The following is a 16,382-nucleotide window of genomic DNA, read 5'->3' as shown; positions in this document are numbered from 1 at the left end:
TGATCGCCCCGATCGCCATGGAAAACGGTCTGCGCTTCGCCATCCGCGAAGGCGGCCGCACCGTCGGCGCAGGCGTCGTGTCCAAAATCATCGAGTAAGGCGCGCTTTCCGCGCCCGGTTGTGGCAGGCGGTTTTCCAAAGCGAAGCCAGCCGAAAGCAACTCGGTGAGAAATCAAAGAAGGCCGTCCCAAACCGGGGCGGCCTTTTTCGTTAAGTTCCCAAAACCATGGCTGCGCCGATCTTGGTGTTGCACGCGAATACGCCAAGCTTGCGTTGAGCGGCGCCCCTCGACACAATTGCAGTCAGAAATGTCCTGTAGGGGAGGATGGTGGAATGACCAAGCATGTTGAAATCGGCCGGACTGGAGTCAGGTTGCCGCAAGTAGGGTTCGGTTCAACAGGGCTGGGAAGCATTCCTCAGATATATGGATACGAAGTAGACGAAGGCCGTGCACTGGACACCATCCGGGAAATTCTCCAGCGTCCGGACGGCTTCATCGATACAGCGCGCGGGTATGCGTTGGGCCGAAGCGAAGAACGTATCGGGCAAGTCATTCGCGAACTGGGCGGGTGGCCCGAGGGCCGGGTTCTGTCTACGAAACTGGACCGGGACATGGAGAGTAACAGGTTTGATGCGGCACAAGCGCGAAGGTCGCTTGAAGCAAGCCTTGAAGCCCTTGGCGTTGATCACGTGGATATTCTTCACCTTCATGACCCTGAATACGCAGCAGATCTTTCCGAGGTGACCGGCAAGGGCGGCGCGCTTGATGAGCTGTTTCGGATGAAGGAAGAAGGCCTGGCCAAAGCTGTTGGGCTTGCCGGTGGTCGAATTGACGTCCTGATGCCAATGCTACGCGATCGTGAGTTCGACGTCCTTCTGACGCACAACAGGTATACAGTCGTCAACGTGAATTCCGCTTCGCTGATTGAACTCGCGCGTTCCAAGGGAGTGACCGTTCTGAATGCTGCGCCCTATTCCGGAGGAATATTGGCCAAGGGAAGTTCCGCTCATCATTTCTACGTCTATCAGCCGGCGACCGAAGCGGTTCTGGGCCCGGTTCGTGCTGTCGAGAGTATCTGTTCCCGCTACGATGTCCCGTTGGGGGCGCTTGCGTTGCAGTTCTCGGTCAAAAACACAGATATCGCTTCGACAATTTGCGGCGCGACATGGCCGCAGCACGTGGACCAGACATTCGAATGGGCCAACTGGTCTATCCCGGATGCGGTCTGGACAGAGCTGGTGAAATTGGGGCAATCCCAAAACGATCCTGAAGCCGGGTAGGGTCTTCAAGATTCAGCGCGGCGGCCTATCACTTGTTAGACAATCCGCATTTGGGGCTTGGTGGCATTTCCCCCTTGCCAAACAGCGCCAACCCCACTAAACCGCGCGAGTTCTCGGTGAGAACGTGAAGGCGGGGTGATTCCCGCCTTTTGGGTTCGATGAGGGTTGGCGATGAGCGCCCGTCCTCCTCTCAACTCCAACGCCTGAAAAAAGGCTGTTAATATGCAAAGCCAAAACATCCGTATTCGGCTGAAGGCATTTGACTATCGCGTCCTGGATGCCAGCACGCAAGAGATCGTCAACACTGCAAAGCGGACCGGCGCAAACGTGCGCGGCCCGATCCCGCTGCCGAACAAGATCGAGAAGTTCACGGTTCTCCGTGGTCCTCACGTTGACAAGAAATCCCGCGATCAGTTCGAGATCCGTACGCACAAGCGTCTGCTCGACATCGTTGATCCGACCCCCCAGACCGTTGACGCGCTGATGAAGCTCGACCTCGCTGCTGGTGTGGACGTCGAGATCAAGCTGCAGTCGTAAGATCGGAGGGTATAGATTATGCGCTCTGGTATTATCGCAAAAAAAGTTGGCATGACCCGCCTGTTCATGGAAGACGGCAAGCAGATCCCTGTGACCGTTCTTCACCTGGACAACCTGCAGGTCGTTGCACAGCGTACCGCTGACAAAGACGGCTACACCGCCGTTCAGCTGGGCGCCGGTGCTGCCAAGGCAAAACGCACCTCGAAGGCCATGCGCGGTCACTATGCCGCTGCCAAGGTTGAGCCCAAGCGTAAGCTGGCCGAGTTCCGCGTGTCGGAAGACGCGCTGATCGAAGTGGGCGCCGAGATCTCGGCAGAACACTTCCTGGAAGGTCAGAAAGTTGACGTTTCGGGTACCTCGATCGGTAAAGGCTTTGCCGGTGCAATGAAGCGCCACAACTTCGGTGGTCTGCGCGCCTCGCACGGTGTTTCGATCAGCCACCGTTCGCACGGTTCGACCGGTCAGTGTCAGGATCCGGGCAAGGTGTTCAAAGGCAAGAAGATGGCCGGTCACATGGGTGCTGCCCGTGTTACCACCCAGAACCTGGAGGTTGTCAAAACCGACGCCGACCGTGGTCTGGTCTTCATCAAAGGCGCCGTTCCCGGACCGAAATCGGGCTGGGTTACCGTCAAGGACGCCGTCAAGAAGAAAGCACCGGAAGGCCTGCCTTTCCCGGCTGCTGTGAAATCGGCTGCAACCGAAGCACCTGCGGAAGAAGCACCCGCGGAAGGTGGTGAAGCATGAAACTTGATGTAATCAAACTGGACGGCAAGAAGGCCGGCAACATCGAGCTGGATGCGGACCTGTTCGGCCTGGAGCCGCGCGCGGACATCCTGCACCGTGTGGTCCGTTGGCAGCGCAACAACGCGCAGGCTGGCACCCACAAGGTGAAGACCCGCTCGGAAACCAGCTACTCGACCAAGAAGATCTATCGCCAGAAGGGCACCGGTGGCGCACGTCACGGTGACCGCAACGCGCCGATCTTCCGCAAGGGTGGCATCTACAAGGGTCCGACGCCGCGTTCGCACGGCCACGACCTGCCGAAGAAGTTCCGCAAGCTGGGCCTGCGCCACGCACTGTCGGCCAAGGCCAAAGCCGGTGAGCTGGTCGTGATCGAAAGCGCCGAAGCCGAAGGCAAGACCGCCGCACTGGCCAAGCAGGTTGCAAACCTGGGCTGGAAGCGCGCTCTGGTCATCGACGGCGCCACCGTGAACGAAGGGTTCGCCCGCGCAGCCCGCAACATCGAAGGTCTGGATATCCTGCCGTCGATGGGCGCAAACGTCTATGACATCCTCAAGCGTGACACCCTGGTGCTCACCAAAGCGGGTGTCGAAGCACTGGAGGCTCGACTGAAATGAGCGCGAAGGCAGAACACTACGACGTGATCCGCAAGCCGATCATCACCGAGAAAACGACCATGGCGTCTGAAAACGGCGCGGTTGTCTTTGAAGTGGCGATCGACAGCAACAAGCCGCAGATCAAAGAGGCCGTTGAGGCGCTGTTTGGTGTGAAGGTCAAGGCGGTGAACACCACCGTGACCAAAGGCAAGGTCAAGCGGTTCCGCGGCCAGTTGGGCAAGCGGAAAGACGTCAAGAAGGCCTATGTGACCCTGGAAGAGGGCAACACCATCGACGTGACCACCGGTCTCTGATCGGACCCGTCTTTGGAGAGAGATGAAAGCCCCCGCCGAAAGGCGGGGGCTTTTTTGTATTTTCGCGTTCTCAAGATCATGACGCGTTCTGGCTTCACTAGATTGAACTTACTCACTCAGCCTGTATCCTGTTGCGATAAAGATCCCCGAAAGATGACACGGCAATGAGAGATACGGGCGCGTCTACTCAATTTTCATACCGCACTGGCTTTCTAAAGGCGGCGTTCGGAGATTTAGACAATTGTCAGTCGCCGAGTTTTCGGCAACGGTTCAAGCGTGAGAACGTTATTTGCTCAGCACAGACGCTCTACCACTATACAACCTTGGCTGGTTTTCAAGGAATTGTAAGGACGGGTGGTTTTTGGGCTAGTGACAGTCGCTACATGAACGACGCAGAAGAAAACGTGCATGGGCGAAAGTTAGCATTGAAAGTGATTCAACACCGAATTGAGAGAACCCGCGTTACATGCTTTCCTGAAATTTTGAAGTCTGTGGCGGAAAAGCTTTCGCGCGAAGCCCGAATTGGGCATTTGGTGGCCTGCTTTTCAACCTCTAGAGACAGTTTGGAACAATGGCGAGGATACGGTGGCAGTGCAGGTGTCTGCCTTGCAGTGAACGGCCTCACGGGCCACTCTGAAATTTCGACTAAAGTCTCTCACGAAGCTACAAAATCGAATACCCCTGTCTTTGTTGCCCCCGATCAAGTGCCGCTTGAAGTTCAGTACAGATGGCGAAGAAAAGCGACAATTTTGCTTTCTGTTATTGGCCGGTTCGAAAGACAATATGAACTGGACCGCAGCGCCATGCCAGAGCGTTGGCCCCATGATCATGACGAACAGTACGTTGAGTACCTCTATGACACACTGATGCACTACATTCTGATCCTCAAGAACGACGCGTTTGAAAAAGAAAACGAAGCAAGGATCGTTTTGCCTTACTCGGCGATAAAAAAGTTCAGGTCGGGATTGCAGTTTAGGCCAAGCAATCTCGGTCTCATTCCCTACGTTTGCACCGGTGATCACTTGGGCAACACGGGTCAGATGCCAATCAAGGAAGTAATCGTTGGACCAAGTGCACACAAAGATCTTATAGCGGAGAGCATCACAACCTTCTTGGAACATATGGGCTACAGAGATGTTCCTGTTTCTCTTTCGACGGTCCCATTTCGGTCATAGCTCTGTTAGTGTCTAGTGTCGTGAAAGCCCGATTTTTGGCTAGCAGGAGAGAAACTGCGATCACTCCTATTGCCCCCCACCCCCAACCCTGCTAAACGCTCCCAATCTTGCGGCCTCGGATTCGTTCCGGGGCCTCTGATATTTGCAACCGGGGACCTTCGGGGCCCTATAACCTGGGCACCTACGGGGGCCTCTCACATAGCGGGGATTGATCCTCGCGCTTGCTAAACGGAAGACAGAAAGCATGGCACTCAAGTCGTACAAACCGACGACGCCGGGCCAGCGCGGGCTGGTGCTGATCGACCGTTCGGAGCTTTGGAAAGGACGTCCGGTCAAGTCTCTCACTGAGGGTTTGACCAAATCGGGCGGCCGGAACAACACCGGACGGATCACTTCACGCCGCCGTGGCGGTGGCGCAAAGCGTCTCTACCGGATCGTTGACTTCAAACGGAACAAACTGGATGTGGCGGCAACCGTCGAGCGGATCGAATACGACCCGAACCGGACCGCATTCATCGCACTGATCAAATATGACGACGGCGAGCAGGCCTATATCCTCGCGCCGCAGCGTCTGGCGGTTGGCGACAAAGTCATCGCTTCGGCCAAGGCCGACATCAAGCCCGGCAACGCGATGCCGTTCTCGGGCATGCCGATCGGTACCATCGTGCACAACATCGAGATGAAGCCCGGCAAGGGCGGTCAGATCGCACGTGCCGCGGGCACCTACGCCCAGTTCGTCGGCCGCGATGGCGGCTATGCCCAGATCCGTCTGAGCTCGGGCGAGCTGCGCATGGTGCGCCAGGAATGCATGGCCACCGTCGGTGCCGTGTCGAACCCCGACAACAGCAACCAGAACCTCGGCAAAGCCGGTCGTATGCGCCACAAGGGCGTGCGTCCGTCGGTTCGTGGTGTTGCCATGAACCCGATCGATCACCCCCACGGTGGTGGTGAAGGCCGGACCTCGGGTGGCCGTACGCCGGTTACGCCTTGGGGTAAGGACACCAAGGGTAAGCGTACCCGCAACAAGAACAAAGCGTCCCAGAAGCTGATCATCCGCTCTCGGCACGCCAAGAAGAAAGGGCGTTAAGACATGTCTCGCTCTGTTTGGAAGGGTCCTTTCGTCGACGCTTACGTGCTGAAAAAAGCCGAAGCTGCGCGCGAGTCGGGCCGCAACGAAGTCATCAAGATCTGGTCGCGTCGTTCCACCATTCTGCCCCAGTTCGTGGGTCTGACCTTTGGTGTGTACAACGGCCAGAAGCATATCCCGGTAAACGTCTCGGAAGACATGATCGGTCAGAAGTTCGGTGAGTACTCGCCGACCCGGACCTATTATGGCCATGCCGCAGACAAAAAAGCGAAGCGGAAGTAAGTCATGGGCAAGGAAAAGAACCCCCGCCGCGTGGCTGAAAACGAAGCAATGGCAAAAACCCGTATGCTTCGCACCAGCCCGCAGAAACTGAACCTGGTTGCGCAAATGATCCGCGGCAAGAAAGTCGAGAAGGCTCTGACCGACCTGACTTTCTCGAACAAGCGTGTCGCGCAGGACGTCAAAAAGTGCCTGCAGTCCGCAATCGCGAACGCCGAAAACAACCACAACCTGGACGTGGACGAGCTGATCGTCGCCGAAGCATGGGTTGGCAAGAACCTGGTCATGAAGCGCGGTCGTCCGCGTGCCCGTGGCCGTTTCGGCAAGATCATGAAGCCGTTCTCGGAGATCACCATCAAGGTGCGTCAAGTTGAGGAGCAAGCCTAATGGGACATAAAGTCAATCCGATCGGCATGCGCCTTCAGGTCAACCGCACCTGGGACAGCCGTTGGTACGCAGATACCAAGGACTACGGTGATCTTCTGCTGGAAGACCTCAAGATCCGTGAGTTCATCAAGAAAGAGTGCAAGCAAGCCGGCATCGCCCGTGTGATCATCGAACGCCCGCACAAGAAGTGCCGCGTCACGATCCACACCGCGCGTCCCGGTGTCATCATCGGCAAGAAAGGCGCGGACATCGAAGTTCTGCGCAAGAAAATCGCGCAGATGACCGACAGCGAACTGCACCTGAACATCGTCGAAGTGCGCAAGCCGGAACTCGACGCGCAGCTGGTTGCCGAGTCGATCGCTCAGCAGCTGGAGCGCCGCGTTTCGTTCCGCCGCGCGATGAAGCGGTCGGTTCAGAACGCCATGCGCATGGGCGCCCTGGGTATCCGGGTGAACGTCGCTGGTCGTCTGGGCGGCGCCGAAATCGCACGGACCGAGTGGTACCGCGAAGGCCGCGTGCCTCTGCACACCCTGCGTGCCGACATCGATTACGCACATGCCGAAGCGATGACTCCCTACGGAATCATCGGGATCAAGGTCTGGATCTTCAAAGGTGAGATCATGGAGCACGATCCGCAGGCACGTGACCGTAAAGCACAGGAACTCCAGGACGGCCCTGCACCTCGTGGTGCTGGTGGCGGTCGTCGCTAAGGAGGGAAAGATATGCTTCAACCAAAGCGTACAAAATTCCGCAAGATGCACAAAGGCCGGATCAAGGGCGAAGCCAAGGGCGGCTCGGATCTGAACTTTGGCACCTACGGTCTGAAGGCCCTGCAGCCCGAGCGCGTCACCGCACGCCAGATCGAAGCTGCGCGTCGTGCCATGACCCGTCACATGAAGCGTCAAGGTCGCGTCTGGATCCGGATCTTCCCGGATACTCCCGTGACCTCGAAGCCGACCGAAGTCCGTATGGGTAAAGGTAAAGGCTCGGTCGACTATTGGGCAGCCAAAGTGAAGCCCGGTCGCGTGATGTTCGAGATCGACGGCGTCAACGATGAAATCGCGCGCGAGGCCCTGCGCCTGGCTGCGATGAAGCTGCCGATCAAGACCCGCGTGGTGGTCCGCGAGGACTGGTAAGCCGGTCTTTCTAAGACTTCAGAAAACCCCGCCGTTCCGGCGGGGTTTTTTGTTTTTCGGATGGTTTGGGTTAGGCTCAGCTTCAGCTTTTGATATTTCGGAAAAGCCTAAAACAGGGGCCCCAAATGACTTTGAAGTCAGAGATTGAAAAGATTGACGGCGGCTTCTTTGCCGCACTGAACGCTATGCTTGAGGGTGACGTTGCGCCGATGGAGGCGCTGTGGTCGCACGCAGACGACGTCATCTATATGGGGCCATCACCCGATCTGTTCCACATCGGGTGGAAGGTCACGGATCAGGATTGGGTCGCGCAGGGACGGGCGCATCTTGGTGGGTCGATCAAAGTGCTGAACCGGCATGTTGTGCTAGGGGATACGCTTGCCACCGTGCATCACGTCGCCGAGGCGTCGGGGCAGGGCGATGGGTCCGGTATCCGGATGCGCGGCACGAATGTCTATCGCCATGAAGGTGGAGCGTGGAAGCTGATCGCGCACCACAGCGACCCGTTGCCCTATATTGACTTGTGACAGCTGCAGCGGTTTTCCCGATTCGAAGAAAGTTCCTCTATCGCGCCTTGGCGTCGAATGGGGTAATGGACGCCCATGGCACAGATTGAATCACTCTTTGTTACCCGTCTCTACCGCGCCGCTCTGTCTGAGTTCGATCCAAGGATCGATCCGGAGGAGCTGGAGAACTCGTGCCTTGTCATCGCTGAGGATGACGAGGCCGGGCAGGAGTGGTGCGAAAAGAACGGCTATCCGGGTTACACCAGCTATGCCTCGTTGACTGATCTGCCCTGGCGGTTCCCGATCTTTCAGGATTTGGTGAAGACTTTGGATCAGCACGTGGCTGCATTCGCAAAAGACCTTGAGTTTGATCTCGATGACCGGGAATTGAAGCTGGAGGATCTTTGGATCAACATCCTGCCCGAGGGTGGAATGCATGCCAGCCACATCCATCCGCACAGTGTGATTTCTGGAACGACCTATGTGTCAATGCCGGAAGGCACCAGCGCGCTGAAGCTTGAAGACCCCCGCTCGGGCCGCATGATGGCCGCGCCGGTGCGCCGCAAGGGCGCCCGACGCGAATTGCAGCCCTTCATTTATATGAAGCCGAAGGTCGGCGACGTTCTGCTGTGGGAAAGCTGGCTGCGCCACGAGGTGCCGATGAACATGGCCGAGGAAGAGCGGATTTCGGTAAGTTTTAACTATAAGTGGGAGTGAACCCCTAGGGGCGTATTCAACTGCCCGCACTGCGCCGGTTTGATCTGCGCCCATAGGCGACGACTGTCGTCGTCCTGCGAACCGAAATTGATGCGTGGCCGAAAGCCCCATTCCGCAGCCGTTCTCTGGCGCCGGTCGGTTCGAGATGCCTATACCTTCCCTTTGAAAAGAAAGGCAGGTCCAGCGCAAGCCTCCTTTTGACCAGCTCCGCGCCGATGTCCTGCCCATTGGGTAGGTATCCAATTCCAACTAACCGGTCGTAAGATGTTTCGCCGTTCAGCTTGACGGTAATCTCCTGACCTCTGCAGATTTCGACCATCGTCCACTTTGCCTTTAGACCCCATGGCATGTCCAGCTCGGGCGCATCAATGCCGGCTAGACGGATCTTTGTTCCACGGACAATGATTGTGTCGCCATCGATCACATAAGCGCGCCCCGTCAGAACGCGGTTGGAGGGAGCAACACTAGGCTGTTGTCGCGGGATTGCGCGGTTCCGTGTGGAGGCTTGCGGAGGTTTTTGATGGCCTCTATGACGGGCGACAAGGCGTGGCTTTCTTGATTTTAAAACAACTAGAAGTGCCGCAAACCCAATTAGGACAACCAGTTCCATTTTTTCCACCGTTCCTAAGTCAGCGGGATAAAGATACTTCAAGGGTTTCACGTGTCTTTTGAGTTTCGGCCAAACCCGTTTCCACAGAAGACAACGCGCAAGTGGTCAGGTTCTGACGTGACCCGTTGGTTGCCCGGTTCTGGTTGCAAAACTTCCTCTTGCCACCAACCCACCAAACCCTTATACGGCGGCATCCTGCGGTCTCCCGGCGTTGTCGGGCGATTCGCATGTCTATCATTCATCCACCAGGTCCAAGGTGACCCGTGTACGGGGCCTTCTGGTGTTTTGAGCAAAGGAAAAGGCGATGAACGCCCAAGAACTGCGTGAAAAGACCCCGGACCAGCTCCGCGAGGAACTGGCCAACCTGAAGAAAGAAAGCTTCAACCTGCGCTTTCAACAGGCCACCGGTCAGCTGGAAAACACTGCTGGTATCAAAGCGGCCCGCCGCAATGCTGCCCGCGTCAAAACCATTCTGAACGAAAAGGCCGCTGCCGCGGCATCCGAGGAGTAATCAGATGCCCAAGCGTATCCTGCAAGGCACCGTGACCAGCGACGCCAACGAACAGACCATCACCGTTCTGGTCGAGCGCCGTTTCAAGCACCCTCTGCTGCAGAAAACCGTTCGTAAGTCCAAGAAATACCGGGCTCATGACGAAAAGAACGCCTTCAAGGTCGGCGACACCGTACGCATCATCGAATGCGCGCCGAAATCGAAGACGAAACGTTGGGAGGTTCTGGAGGCCTAAGCCTCCGGGATTTTTCCATTTGTCGAAACCCTGGGGGATTTAACAAGACCAGCCCCCACAGGTCGGGAGAAACCACATGATCCAGATGCAGACCAATCTGGATGTCGCTGACAACTCCGGCGCCCGCCGAGTTCAGTGCATCAAGGTCCTGGGTGGTTCCAAGCGTAAATACGCCTCCGTCGGCGACATCATTGTCGTCTCGGTGAAGGAAGCCATCCCACGCGGCCGCGTGAAGAAGGGTGACGTCCGCAAGGCCGTCGTCGTGCGCACCGCCAAAGAAGTCCGTCGCGAAGACGGCACCGCGATCCGCTTCGATCGCAACGCCGCCGTCATCCTGAACAACAACAACGAGCCCGTCGGTACCCGTATCTTCGGCCCCGTTGTTCGTGAACTGCGCGCGAAGAACTTCATGAAGATCATCTCGCTGGCTCCGGAGGTGCTGTAATCATGGCTGCTAAACTCCGCAAAGGCGACAAGGTCGTCGTGCTGGCCGGCAAGGACAAGGGCAAAGAGGGGACTATCACCTCGGTCGACCCCAAAGCCGGCAAAGCTGTCGTTGATGGCGTGAACATCGCCATTCGCCACACCCGCCAGTCGCAAACGTCGCAAGGTGGCCGCCTGCCCAAAGCTCTGCCGATCGACCTGTCGAACCTGGCCCTGCTGGACAAGAACGGCAAGGCAACCCGCGTCGGCTTCCGCATGGAAGGTGACAAGAAGGTTCGTTACGCCAAGACCACGGGGGACGTGATCGATGCTTGATGCTGCAACCTACACCCCGCGTCTGAAAGCTCAGTACGCTGAAACCATCCGTGCCGCTCTGAAAGAAGAGTTCGGCTACAAGAACGATATGCAGATCCCCAAGCTGGAGAAGATCGTTCTGAACATCGGCTGTGGTGCCGAGGCGGTGAAGGACTCGAAGAAGGCGAAAGCCGCGGTCGAGGATCTGACGGCGATCGCCGGTCAGAAGGCCGTTTCGACCAAGGCGAAGAAGTCGATCGCGGGTTTCCGCGTCCGTGAAGACATGCCGCTGGGCGCCAAGGTGACCCTGCGCGGCGACCGGATGTACGAATTCCTGGACCGTCTGATCACCATCGCGATGCCTCGCGTACGTGACTTCCGCGGTGTGAAACCGTCCTTCGATGGCCGTGGCAACTTTGCCATGGGCATGAAAGAGCACATCGTGTTCCCGGAAATCGACTTCGACAAGGTCGACGAGGTCTGGGGCATGGACATCGTAATTGCCACCACAGCGAAAACCGACGCTGAAGCAAAGGCACTGTTGAAAGCTTTCAACATGCCGTTCAACGCGTAAGCGCCGGGAGGATTGAGACATGGCTAAAAAAGCAATGATCGAACGCGAGAAGAAGCGCGCACGCCTGGTGGCACAGTATGCCGAAAAGCGTGCGGCTCTGAAAGAGATCGCGAATGACGAGAGCAAGCCGATGGAAGAGCGCTTCAAAGCGCGTCTGAAACTGGCGAAACTGCCGCGCAACAGCTCGGCTACCCGTCTGCACAACCGTTGTCAGCTGACCGGTCGTCCCCACGCTTACTACCGTAAGCTGAAGGTCAGCCGTATCGCGCTGCGCGAGCTGGGTTCTGCTGGTCAGATCCCCGGCATGGTGAAATCGAGCTGGTAAGGGAGAGACAGATATGAACGATCCTATCGGCGATATGCTCACCCGCATCCGCAACGCGCAAATGCGCGGCAAGTCCACCGTGATCACTCCGGCGTCGAAACTGCGCGCCTGGGTTCTGGACGTGCTGGCGGACGAAGGCTATATCCGCGGCTATGAAAAGACGACCGGTGAAAACGGTCATCCGGCTCTGGAAATCAGCCTGAAATACTACGAAGGCACCCCTGTCATTCGCGAACTGAAGCGGGTCTCGAAGCCCGGCCGTCGCGTATACATGGGCGTCAATGACATCCCGCAGGTTCGTCAGGGCCTGGGCGTGTCGATTGTCAGCACTCCGAAAGGTGTGATGTCGGACGCAAACGCTCGCTCCAACAATGTTGGCGGCGAAGTGCTCTGCACCGTCTTCTAAGGAGGTCTGCAATGTCTCGTATTGGTAAGAAACCGGTCGAGCTGCCCAGCGGCGTTACCGCCTCTGTGTCGGGTCAGACCATCGAAGTCAAAGGTCCGAAAGGCACCCGCAGCTTCACCGCAACCGATGACGTCACCCTGACGGTCGAAGACAACGTGGTCAAAATCGACCCGCGTGGTTCGTCCAAGCGTGCGCGTCAGCAGTGGGGCATGAGCCGCACCATGGTCGCCAATCTGGTGACCGGTGTGACCGAAGGCTTCAAGAAGGAACTGGAAATCCAGGGCGTGGGTTACCGCGCTCAGATGCAGGGCAACACCCTGAAGCTGAACCTGGGCTACAGCCACGATGTTGATTTCGTTGCTCCGGAAGGTGTCACCATCACCGCGCCGAAGCAGACCGAGATCGTTGTGGAAGGCATCGACCAGCAGCTGGTGGGCGAAACCGCGGCGAAAATCCGCGAGTGGCGCCGTCCCGAGCCGTACAAAGGCAAGGGCATCCGCTACAAGGGCGAGTTCATCTTCCGCAAGGAAGGCAAGAAGAAGTAAGGACGAACACAATGGCAAACAGCAAAAGAACCCTGTTTCTGAAGCGCCGCCTGCGCGTTCGGAACAAACTTCGCAAGGTCAACGCGGGTCGTCCGCGTCTGTCCGTACACCGTTCGAACAAGAACATTTCCGTTCAGCTGATCGACGACGTACGTGGCGTGACCCTGGCCTCGGCCTCGACCCTGGAAAAGGATCTGGGTGTTGTTGGCAAGAACAACGTCGAAGCGGCCACCAAAGTGGGCGCAGCCATCGCCGAGCGGGCCAAGAAGGCCGGCGTCGAAGAGGCTTATTTCGATCGTGGCGGCTTCCTGTTCCACGGCAAGGTGAAGGCAGTTGCCGACGCTGCGCGTGAAGGCGGCCTGAAAATCTAAGACCTGTGGGCGGGTTTCGATCCGCCCCGATGATCCGGGGGCCTCGACGTCAGTCGAGGCTCACTTGGATTGAAGAAAACGGCGCCAAGCGCCACATGAGAAAAGGGATGCCAAATGGCAGAACGTGAAAACCGTCGGGGCCGTGGCCGCGACCGTGAAGAAGCGCCGGAATTTGCCGATCGTCTGGTCGCAATCAACCGCGTGTCGAAAACCGTAAAAGGTGGTAAGCGCTTTGGCTTCGCCGCTCTGGTGGTTGTTGGCGATCAGAAAGGCCGCGTGGGCTTTGGCAAAGGTAAAGCGAAAGAAGTACCTGAAGCCATCCGTAAGGCGACCGAGCAAGCCAAGCGTCAGATGATCCGCGTGCAACTGCGCGAAGGTCGGACTCTGCACCACGATATCGAGGGCCGTCACGGCGCCGGTAAAGTGGTCATGCGCACCGCACCGGAAGGTACCGGTATCATCGCCGGTGGTCCGATGCGTGCCGTGTTCGAAATGCTGGGCGTTAAGGACGTTGTGTCCAAATCGCTGGGCTCGCAGAACCCGTACAACATGATCCGCGCCACCATCGACGGCCTGAAGAAAGAACAGAGCCCGCGTTCGGTTGCCGCGCGTCGTGGCAAAAAGGTCGCCGATATCCTGCCCAAGCGGGATGAAGCACCGGCTGAAGCCGAAGCGTAAGGAGAGCGAGCAATGGCAAAAACCATCGTCGTCAAGCAGATCGGTTCCCCGATCCGTCGCCCCGCCGAACAGCGCGCAACCCTGATCGGTCTGGGCCTGAACAAGATGCACAAGACCCGCGAATTGGAAGACACTCCGTCGATCCGCGGCATGGTCAACAAGATCCCGCATCTGGTTGAGATCATCGAAGAGCGCGGCTGAGCGCCAAATTCGAAAGACTAATGAACGCCTCCGATCTGATCGGGGGCGTTTTCTTTTTTAGCCGTCGCCTGCGCGGAATGTCGGAAGACCGCCTTTTGCGGTGAACTAGGCCAAAGCCTGGCCAGGAGCTCACAGGTAGACACCTTTTTGCCCTCTGTCCTGACCATAAAATTAAAACCTAGCCAAACGGCTAACTTTTTCTTGACGCGGGAGGTGTGTTGAAATACTTAGCCTTATGGCTAACAAACTCGATACATTTTTTTCTGCGCTGGCCGATCCGACCCGGCGTGCCGTGATCGAACGGCTGATCACTGGCCCAGCGGCCGTGTCAGAGCTGCACGAAGCGCACGACATGGCGCTGCCATCGTTTCTGAAGCATCTCGGCAAGCTGGAATCCGCTGGAATGATCCGTTCGGAGAAGATTGGTCGGGTTCGCATGTTGCATATCGAAGCCGCCCCGATCGCCGAGGCGGAAGGTTGGTTGAAACAACAACGTCACCTCTGGGAAGGCCGGCTGGATCGCCTGTCCGCACTTGCCGAGCAAATTGAAAAGGAATCCGATGATGGCTGATTACGAAACTTTGATCCTGGAACGCGAGATTGCCTGTGCTCCCGACCGGCTGTTTCAGGTGTTGACCGACCGGGAATTGCGCCAGAAATGGGCCGCACCGGACGATGAAAGCGTAGTTTTGATCGATGTTTTCGACTGTCGTCCCGGAGGCCGTGAGGAAACGCGATGTGGACCGAAAGAAGCGCCCGAGTTCAATACGACCAGCCTGTTCCACGTAGTCTCGCCGGAGTTTCTTTCATTGACCGAAACGCTGGTCATTCAGGGAGAGTTGGTCTCGGTCTCGCTGTGCGGCCACGAAATCATGCCGAATGGCCAAGGCAGTACGCTGCGCGTCACGTTGCAGATCACAAGCCTGGCGGGGCCAGAACTGTTTCAGGACTACAAAGGTGGCTGGTCTGCTGCTTTGGACAACCTGTCCCGGCTTGCGGCCAGTAGCGGTCACTCCTGATTTGTGCCGCCATGCCAAAAATGCATAGCGGCCAGTCCAAAACCATCGTTGTTAGCGATAACTGAAGTCCCTATCTCAACCCTGTCCAAGACAGGAACCAAGTAAGTGACATCGGGGAATACGCCCCGACATTCGAAAGGAAATGAGATAATGGCACACACAGTGACCCTGACACATGGCGGCTTCAACCTGACCGCCCGTATCGCAAACCTGATCGAGCGCGTGAAGGAAAACCGCGCCCGGGCCAGCGAGTACACCCGCACGTATACCGAGCTGCAGCGTCTGAGCGACCGCGAGTTGAACGACATCGGCATCCGCCGGTGCGACATCGCCGACGTCGCCCGCGAGCATGCCTACTGCTCGTAAGATACGGGACGACAACAGATGAAGCAGAGGCGCCCAAGTGGCGCCTCTTTTGTGTTTACGGATCCCAAGCAGGCAGGAAAATAGTTGTTACCACAACTGCGACGTTGCGCGACGCCGGGAATTGGGTCACTCCAATGAAGGCAAGCCGTCAAGATGGGAACATCATACCCGATCAACTTTTCGCGGCGTCGGGCCCTTGCCCGGCCGAACGAAAATCTTGACCGGTTTTTCCACGAGGATACCGTCTCGATCCATTTGTACGGGCGCCGGATGCGGGCGATTATGCGAAAGAACCATGGCGGAATACCACATCCTGACAGCCTGGTCGGGCGACTTGTGGCCAAACATGGAATTGTGCCCCAAGACGCGCCCATTGCTGGCCGCGACGACTGAGCCGCTGCTGCCGGGCAATCAAAACTTGCAACTCGGGGCCCGAGGCTGTACTGGGCTCCGGTGGCGTGTTTGCCACGAGAATCAAAACCAAGAAATGCCGTGTTTGACCCATCACGCTTCGGGGTCAATTCCGGCGAAGGAGAAGCGACATGAAACTGCACGAATTGCGCGACAATCCCGGCGCCGTCAAGAAACGGACCCGCGTTGGCCGTGGTCCTGGCTCGGGCAAAGGTAAAATGGGTGGCCGTGGTATCAAAGGCCAGAAATCCCGTTCGGGTGTGGCCATCAATGGCTACGAAGGCGGCCAGATGCCTCTGTATCAGCGCCTGCCCAAGCGCGGCTTCAACAAGCCGAACCGCAAGGAATTCGCCGTGATCAACCTGGGCCTGATCCAGAAATTCGTCGACGCCGGCAAACTGGACGTTAAATCGGCCATCACCGAGGACGCACTGGTCGCCTCGGGTCTGGTGCGCCGCAAGCTGGACGGTATCCGCGTTCTGGCCAAGGGCGAAATCAGCGCCAAGCTGAACCTCGAAGTGACCGGCGCCTCGAAAGCGGCGATCGAAGCCGTGGAAAAAGCGGGCGGTTCACTGAAGGTCACAAAAGCCGCTGCGGCAGAGTAAGCGCTTGTGAGCGGGCGCCGACCCGCTTACA

General features: G+C 57.6%; 30 protein-coding genes. 29 read left to right on the top strand and 1 reads right to left on the bottom strand.

Annotated features, from left to right (window positions below; genetic code table 11):
- The 14 genes from ACR0FC_RS19050 to ACR0FC_RS18985 form a co-directional block, all read left to right on the top strand.
- Window positions 1-98, top strand: a 98-nt coding sequence (locus ACR0FC_RS19050; RefSeq protein WP_480636862.1) for an EF-Tu C-terminal domain-related protein, incomplete at its 5' end; no start/stop codon positions are given.
- 235 nt (window positions 99-333) lie between these two features.
- Window positions 334-1,281 (top strand): aldo/keto reductase, encoded by a 948-nt coding sequence (locus ACR0FC_RS19045; RefSeq protein WP_170342975.1) that lies wholly within the window; start codon window positions 334-336, stop codon window positions 1,279-1,281.
- Window positions 1,282-1,503: 222 nt separating this feature from the next.
- Complete coding sequence (gene rpsJ / locus ACR0FC_RS19040; protein ID WP_008756422.1) at window positions 1,504-1,818, top strand: 30S ribosomal protein S10; 315 nt, start codon at window positions 1,504-1,506, stop codon at window positions 1,816-1,818.
- An 18-nt stretch (window positions 1,819-1,836) separates the two neighbouring features.
- Window positions 1,837-2,562 carry a 50S ribosomal protein L3 gene (rplC, locus tag ACR0FC_RS19035; protein ID WP_170342973.1) on the top strand — a complete coding sequence of 242 codons (726 nt, stop codon included), beginning with the start codon at window positions 1,837-1,839 and terminating at the stop codon, window positions 2,560-2,562.
- A complete protein-coding gene (rplD, locus tag ACR0FC_RS19030; RefSeq protein ID WP_170342972.1) occupies window positions 2,559-3,176 on the top strand; it encodes a 50S ribosomal protein L4 in 618 nt (205 codons plus the stop codon). The genes rplC and rplD overlap by 4 nt, the downstream gene beginning before the upstream one ends.
- Window positions 3,173-3,469 carry a 50S ribosomal protein L23 gene (locus tag ACR0FC_RS19025; RefSeq protein WP_093965341.1) on the top strand — a complete coding sequence of 99 codons (297 nt, stop codon included), beginning with the start codon at window positions 3,173-3,175 and terminating at the stop codon, window positions 3,467-3,469. Before rplD ends, ACR0FC_RS19025 begins: the two co-directional genes overlap by 4 nt.
- Before the next feature lie 164 nt (window positions 3,470-3,633).
- Window positions 3,634-4,644: a DUF2971 domain-containing protein gene (locus ACR0FC_RS19020; RefSeq protein WP_170342970.1), complete on the top strand. Its 1,011-nt coding sequence runs from the start codon at window positions 3,634-3,636 to the stop codon at window positions 4,642-4,644.
- A gap of 244 nt (window positions 4,645-4,888) precedes the next feature.
- Entirely contained in the window at window positions 4,889-5,731 is an 843-nt protein-coding gene (rplB, locus tag ACR0FC_RS19015) for a 50S ribosomal protein L2 (RefSeq protein WP_093965344.1), read from the top strand.
- A gap of 3 nt (window positions 5,732-5,734) precedes the next feature.
- A complete protein-coding gene (gene rpsS, locus ACR0FC_RS19010; RefSeq protein WP_005980699.1) occupies window positions 5,735-6,013 on the top strand; it encodes a 30S ribosomal protein S19 in 279 nt (92 codons plus the stop codon).
- A 3-nt stretch (window positions 6,014-6,016) separates the two neighbouring features.
- The gene (rplV, locus tag ACR0FC_RS19005) at window positions 6,017-6,397 is read left to right on the top strand and encodes a 50S ribosomal protein L22 (RefSeq protein ID WP_039538267.1); all 381 of its coding nucleotides are present in this window, start codon (window positions 6,017-6,019) and stop codon (window positions 6,395-6,397) included.
- Window positions 6,397-7,107: a 30S ribosomal protein S3 gene (gene rpsC, locus ACR0FC_RS19000; protein ID WP_093965346.1), complete on the top strand. Its 711-nt coding sequence runs from the start codon at window positions 6,397-6,399 to the stop codon at window positions 7,105-7,107. Before rplV ends, rpsC begins: the two co-directional genes overlap by 1 nt.
- A 12-nt stretch (window positions 7,108-7,119) precedes the next feature.
- Window positions 7,120-7,533, top strand: a complete 414-nt coding sequence (rplP, locus tag ACR0FC_RS18995) for a 50S ribosomal protein L16 (RefSeq protein WP_005980704.1) — start codon at window positions 7,120-7,122, stop codon at window positions 7,531-7,533.
- 125 nt (window positions 7,534-7,658) lie between these two features.
- Complete coding sequence (locus ACR0FC_RS18990; protein WP_170342968.1) at window positions 7,659-8,060, top strand: YybH family protein; 402 nt, start codon at window positions 7,659-7,661, stop codon at window positions 8,058-8,060.
- Window positions 8,061-8,135: 75 nt separating this feature from the next.
- The gene (locus ACR0FC_RS18985; protein WP_170342966.1) at window positions 8,136-8,756 is read left to right on the top strand and encodes a 2OG-Fe(II) oxygenase family protein; all 621 of its coding nucleotides are present in this window, start codon (window positions 8,136-8,138) and stop codon (window positions 8,754-8,756) included.
- A gap of 16 nt (window positions 8,757-8,772) precedes the next feature.
- On the opposite strand, the gene ACR0FC_RS18980 is transcribed toward ACR0FC_RS18985, so the two are convergent.
- Window positions 8,773-9,408 (bottom strand): thermonuclease family protein, encoded by a 636-nt coding sequence (locus ACR0FC_RS18980; protein ID WP_170342965.1) that lies wholly within the window; start codon window positions 9,406-9,408, stop codon window positions 8,773-8,775.
- A 262-nt stretch (window positions 9,409-9,670) separates the two neighbouring features.
- On the opposite strand from ACR0FC_RS18980, the gene rpmC reads away from it, so the two are divergent.
- The 15 genes from rpmC (at window position 9,671) to rplO (ending at window position 16,351) form a co-directional block, all read left to right on the top strand.
- Entirely contained in the window at window positions 9,671-9,877 is a 207-nt protein-coding gene (rpmC, locus tag ACR0FC_RS18975; RefSeq protein ID WP_093965352.1) for a 50S ribosomal protein L29, read from the top strand.
- 4 nt (window positions 9,878-9,881) lie between these two features.
- Window positions 9,882-10,112, top strand: a complete 231-nt coding sequence (rpsQ, locus tag ACR0FC_RS18970) for a 30S ribosomal protein S17 (RefSeq protein ID WP_170342963.1) — start codon at window positions 9,882-9,884, stop codon at window positions 10,110-10,112.
- Window positions 10,113-10,188: 76 nt separating this feature from the next.
- Window positions 10,189-10,557 carry a 50S ribosomal protein L14 gene (rplN, locus tag ACR0FC_RS18965; RefSeq protein WP_005621870.1) on the top strand — a complete coding sequence of 123 codons (369 nt, stop codon included), beginning with the start codon at window positions 10,189-10,191 and terminating at the stop codon, window positions 10,555-10,557.
- A gap of 2 nt (window positions 10,558-10,559) precedes the next feature.
- Window positions 10,560-10,871 carry a 50S ribosomal protein L24 gene (gene rplX / locus ACR0FC_RS18960; RefSeq protein ID WP_093965356.1) on the top strand — a complete coding sequence of 104 codons (312 nt, stop codon included), beginning with the start codon at window positions 10,560-10,562 and terminating at the stop codon, window positions 10,869-10,871.
- Window positions 10,864-11,424, top strand: a complete 561-nt coding sequence (rplE, locus tag ACR0FC_RS18955) for a 50S ribosomal protein L5 (RefSeq protein WP_093965358.1) — start codon at window positions 10,864-10,866, stop codon at window positions 11,422-11,424. The genes rplX and rplE overlap by 8 nt, the downstream gene beginning before the upstream one ends.
- A 19-nt stretch (window positions 11,425-11,443) precedes the next feature.
- Window positions 11,444-11,749 carry a 30S ribosomal protein S14 gene (gene rpsN, locus ACR0FC_RS18950; RefSeq protein ID WP_093965360.1) on the top strand — a complete coding sequence of 102 codons (306 nt, stop codon included), beginning with the start codon at window positions 11,444-11,446 and terminating at the stop codon, window positions 11,747-11,749.
- A gap of 13 nt (window positions 11,750-11,762) precedes the next feature.
- Window positions 11,763-12,155, top strand: a complete 393-nt coding sequence (rpsH, locus tag ACR0FC_RS18945; protein ID WP_093965361.1) for a 30S ribosomal protein S8 — start codon at window positions 11,763-11,765, stop codon at window positions 12,153-12,155.
- An 11-nt stretch (window positions 12,156-12,166) separates the two neighbouring features.
- Window positions 12,167-12,700, top strand: coding sequence for a 50S ribosomal protein L6 (gene rplF / locus ACR0FC_RS18940; protein ID WP_093965363.1), 534 nt, complete (start codon window positions 12,167-12,169; stop codon window positions 12,698-12,700).
- Between the two features lie 11 nt (window positions 12,701-12,711).
- Window positions 12,712-13,071 (top strand): 50S ribosomal protein L18, encoded by a 360-nt coding sequence (rplR, locus tag ACR0FC_RS18935; protein ID WP_010437103.1) that lies wholly within the window; start codon window positions 12,712-12,714, stop codon window positions 13,069-13,071.
- Between the two features lie 114 nt (window positions 13,072-13,185).
- On the top strand, window positions 13,186-13,749 hold the full coding sequence (rpsE, locus tag ACR0FC_RS18930; RefSeq protein ID WP_093965365.1) for a 30S ribosomal protein S5: 564 nt from the start codon (window positions 13,186-13,188) through the stop codon (window positions 13,747-13,749).
- Between the two features lie 12 nt (window positions 13,750-13,761).
- Window positions 13,762-13,950, top strand: a complete 189-nt coding sequence (rpmD, locus tag ACR0FC_RS18925; protein ID WP_093965366.1) for a 50S ribosomal protein L30 — start codon at window positions 13,762-13,764, stop codon at window positions 13,948-13,950.
- A 235-nt stretch (window positions 13,951-14,185) separates the two neighbouring features.
- Complete coding sequence (locus ACR0FC_RS18920) at window positions 14,186-14,521, top strand: ArsR/SmtB family transcription factor (RefSeq protein WP_170342961.1); 336 nt, start codon at window positions 14,186-14,188, stop codon at window positions 14,519-14,521.
- Entirely contained in the window at window positions 14,514-14,969 is a 456-nt protein-coding gene (locus ACR0FC_RS18915) for an SRPBCC domain-containing protein (protein WP_170342959.1), read from the top strand. The genes ACR0FC_RS18920 and ACR0FC_RS18915 overlap by 8 nt, the downstream gene beginning before the upstream one ends.
- A gap of 150 nt (window positions 14,970-15,119) precedes the next feature.
- Window positions 15,120-15,335, top strand: a complete 216-nt coding sequence (locus ACR0FC_RS18910) for a DUF1127 domain-containing protein (protein ID WP_170342958.1) — start codon at window positions 15,120-15,122, stop codon at window positions 15,333-15,335.
- A gap of 542 nt (window positions 15,336-15,877) precedes the next feature.
- Window positions 15,878-16,351: a 50S ribosomal protein L15 gene (rplO, locus tag ACR0FC_RS18905; protein ID WP_170342955.1), complete on the top strand. Its 474-nt coding sequence runs from the start codon at window positions 15,878-15,880 to the stop codon at window positions 16,349-16,351.
- Window positions 16,352-16,382 lie beyond the last annotated feature (31 nt).

This window comes from Ruegeria sp. BB9, from assembly GCF_056539345.1.
Note: the sequence above shows the minus strand (reverse complement) of the source record. Positions and strands in the feature narration are given on the sequence as shown.